Source organism: Alienimonas chondri, assembly GCF_013036045.1.
Lineage (GTDB): Bacteria > Planctomycetota > Planctomycetia > Planctomycetales > Planctomycetaceae > Alienimonas > Alienimonas chondri.
The window spans coordinates 1-3,716 of sequence record NZ_WTPX01000265.1 but is presented as its reverse complement, the minus strand read 5'-3'; the positions used below and the strand labels follow the sequence as shown (position 1 = coordinate 3,716).

2 protein-coding genes and 1 pseudogene are annotated in these 3,716 nt (G+C 71.1%); 1 reads left to right on the top strand and 2 read right to left on the bottom strand.

The window, feature by feature from the left end; genetic code table 11:
• A pseudogene (locus LzC2_RS20720) lies at nt 1–464 on the bottom strand (hypothetical protein); the annotation flags it as partial.
• A gap of 109 nt (nt 465–573) precedes the next feature.
• Nucleotides 574–1,248, bottom strand: coding sequence for a hypothetical protein (locus LzC2_RS20715; protein WP_171189930.1), 675 nt, complete (start codon nt 1,246–1,248; stop codon nt 574–576).
• A gap of 201 nt (nt 1,249–1,449) precedes the next feature.
• Here LzC2_RS20715 and LzC2_RS20710 point away from each other — a divergent pair, with 201 nt between their 5' ends.
• Nucleotides 1,450–3,654 carry an ankyrin repeat domain-containing protein gene (locus LzC2_RS20710; RefSeq protein WP_171189929.1) on the top strand — a complete coding sequence of 735 codons (2,205 nt, stop codon included), beginning with the start codon at nt 1,450–1,452 and terminating at the stop codon, nt 3,652–3,654.
• Nucleotides 3,655–3,716 lie beyond the last annotated feature (62 nt).

Sequence of the window (3,716 nt, the reverse complement as noted above, 5' to 3'; positions counted from 1 at the left end):
GTTCTACGGGGATGGCGGCGCCCGGGGCGACGCTGGCCGCCCCGGGCGCCGCCATCCCCGTAGAACTCCGCGGCGCCGGGATCGAACACCACGCCGTTCACCGCGATGCCGAACACCGCCGGGCCGCCCTCGGTCGTCCGTTCGGCGACCTCCGGCTTCAACGGCACCGTATAGCTCTTCCGCTGGGCGGCGATGCGGTTGGGGTTCCCGCGATTCGGGAAGGCGCCGACGGCGTGATCGGGCAGGCCGACGGTGGAAATGATCCGCGAATCGCCCTCCTCGGTGATGTTCACCAGCGGCTGGCCGGGCGGTTGCTGGTTCGCCGGGATCAGCTTCGGATTGCCGTTCGATTGAATGATCGTGTGCGTCCGTCCCGGCGGCCCTCCGCCCGGCGGTTGGGCGGCGACCAGGGCCGCCCCCGCCAAGAGCGTCACGGCGGAGAAGATCAGTCGGGAGCGCGGCATGAGCGAGAATTCGCGGGGGAGACGGGACAAGCCGTGTGCCGAGAGAAACCCCGATCTTCACCCCGAGGTGTCGGTCGAACCCCGACGCGACTGCAAACCGACCCGATTCTCACCCCGCGCCGGCGACTTCCAACAGCCCCTTCACCTTCGCCCACGCCTTGACCAAATCGCCCGGCGGGACCGGCATGGGGGCGAGGATCGCGGCTTCGTCCGCCGTGATTCGCACCGTCCCGCCGAACCCGGCCAGTCGCAATTCGCACGTCGACGCGTCCAGGGGATAATCAAGACTATTCACCTCCGGCGGGTCGGCCTCCTCGATCGCGTCGATCACGGCGCCGACGTCCGCCGGTTCATCGAAGCGCCGCTCCAACGCGGTGAAGCCCGGGGCGAAGGCGAACGCCAAGCCGGGGTCGGCCAGCACGTCCGGTTCGCTGGGTTCCACCTCCCGCCGGGTGAGGGCGACGGCGGGATCGTCGTCGGCCTGCGAGACCGTCACCGTATAAGTCAATTGCGGGCAGACCAGCGATCCCCCGCCGCGGTCCGGGCCGATCGACTTGAGTTCCTTCCGCTTCAGTCCGAAGGCCTCCCGCAGCATCTTCGCGACGCGCTCCAGATCCGCCGTCACCCCGGCTTCGCCGATGCCGGCGACGTAGAGTCGCGTCTGGCTGGTAGTCTCTTTGGGGACGTTGTGGTTCGGGCGGAAGCCGGGCAATTCCTTGATCGGCGTGCGCGCTTCGACCCACAACCGCAGCCCACAACCAGCGGGGGACGGGGCGTCGGACATCTGAGCATTCGTGGAGACGGGCGCCGTATTGTGCGAGGCGGCGGGGGACGGTCCAGTCGGGCCGGTCCGCCGGTATCTCCTCCGTCCGGGGGCGAATCAGTCGACGTCCCGGACGCTTCAAGCGTCCGGGACGTCGAGGTGCGGGGAAACCGATGCGGGAACCGACCCCCTGCCGCCGTCACGAAGTTTCGAGAACTGCCGGTGAACGCCGCCCGCCCCGACCCGCCCGCCGATCGAACGAACACGTGGCTGGGCAGCATTCGTCACGCGGTGGGACGAACGGCGAGCGCGATGTCGCGGGTCGCCGCCCCGATCGTGTGGCTGCTGGCCGGCGCGGGTCTGCTGTTGGTCGCCGGCGACCCGCAATGCCCGTGGGTCGGACCGCGGGAGAGTCCGCCGCTGACCGCTTGGCTGGCGTTCAGCCCGGGGGCGTCGCTGCCCCGCACGCTGCGGGAGGACGGCCTGCGGGTGAACTTCGCCGGGCCGCGGCGGCCGCTCGCTGCGGACGCGGACCGGCCCGAGTTCACCCCGCCGCCGGAAACGCTCTGGCCGCTGGGATGGGGCGTGGACGCCTTCGCTCACGACCCCTGGGCGCCGGGCGTGTCGCAGCGAGTCGTGTCGCTGCGGTTTTCGGGATGGTTTCTGGGGGCGTTCGCCGCGGCCTTCGCGGCGGTCTGGTGGGCGGTTGCGTTCGCCTTGAAGACGCGGCCCTCCCGCCGACTTCCGCGTGCCGTGGCGTCGCACGGTCGCCGCCGGCGGGTGGCGGCTCGGGATCGCGGAGACGCGGCTGACAACCCGGGTCGGCGAGGTGCGGAGCGGGCGGTTCGCGTTCGTTGGCCCGTGGTGGGCGGTCGTGGTCGGGGCGCTCGGCTCGCTGATCGCTGCGCGGCGGTGGCGGCGGAATCGGAGGATGGTCTGATGGCGAAGCAATCCGAAGCCGCGAAGCTCCGTCGGCGGAAGGTCGCCAACCGCCGAGGCGCCTTCGACACCTGGGGCGAAGCGACGTGGGAAGCGCTGCTGATTCGGCCGCTGCCCGGGGCGAAGACGGCCGGTGAGCCGGCGGCGGACCCGGCCGAGGCGCTCGCCGCCTGCGGGGCGGTGGGCGCCGTCGAACGGGACGCGACCGCCGCCGTGCTGGAGGGAACCTGGGTTCCGCCCGCGGGGGAGTGGGCGCTGTTGGTCGTTCCGAAGACGACCGGCTGGGCGACGCTGGTCTCGACCGGCTGGGCGGAGGATCTGATCGAGAACCGCCTCGCGGACTTCCACGGCGAGACGCTCCGCACCGGCGCCAGCGATAGCGCCGGGATCGTCACCCTCCGACACCGACGCCACGACGGCGGCGAGCCGCAAGATCTCGTCCACTTCCGCACCGACGGCGTCCGCTGGGAGCCGGACGAACCGGACGAGGAAGGGCCGGATGACGACGCGGACGCTGTCTCGGTCACCGTGCAGTTCGGTCCGCCGCCCGGTCCCGCGGAGGAGGCGGCATGGGAGCAGATCGCCGCGGCGCTGGAGGGCACGAGCCTCGCCGGAACCGCCTTCCCGCTCGCTGCCGCCGCCGCGTGGCTGGACGAGCGCACCTCCGCGGAGGACGCCCATCAAACGTTGCTCTGCGAGGCGGACGCCTACGTCCCCGGCCTCGCGTTCGTGCGGGACGGCGGAACGGGGAACTCCGGCCGGCTGTGTGCGGCGTACGGGCACGAGGACTTCCTCTCCGCGGAACACATCGCCCGGATCGACGTGATCCGGTTCGGTGCCGTGAAGGCGACGCCGCCCTCCGAGGCGGCCGGGCGGCGGCTGGAAGCCGCGGTCGGTCGGGCGAAGGTGAAGGCCGTGAAGAAGGCGTTGGCGGACGGAGCGACCCTCGGCGTGCTGCCGAACTCCCGTCACACCGCGCTGTGGTTGGCCTGCGAGAAGGCGTCGACCTTCGAGGCGACGGACCGGGCGGCGCTGTTCGAGATCATCGGCCTGCTACTGGACGCCGGCGCCGATCCGAACGCCCGGCCGGTCGATGCGGCGTCCCCCCTGGAGCAGGCGATCGCCACGGAGTTCGTGCAAACTCGCGGCCCCGCGTGCGGCGTGCTGGATGTGTCCGAATTGATCCGGCGCCTCGCCGCCGCCGGTTGCGACGTGAACGCCGTCTCCCAAGAGCACAGCTATTACCGCGAACGCATCCTCCACGTCGCCGCGACGCAGAACCGGCCGGCGTTCGTGACGCTGCTGCTGGAACTGGGCGCCGACCCGTCGCAGGAAGACGCCCGTGGCCTCACTCCGTATCAAGCATTAATTAAGATGCTCGAATCGAACGCCCAACGGACCTGGGCGCCGAACCACGTCCCGCTGGAACGGGGGTTGGAGGACCACGCCGAGGTTCTGGCGCTGTTGAAACCGGTCGAGAGAGATTGAGTGGAGCGTGGAATTTGATCTCCCCTCTCCCCCTTTTTGGGGGAGAGGGGTCGGGGGTGAGG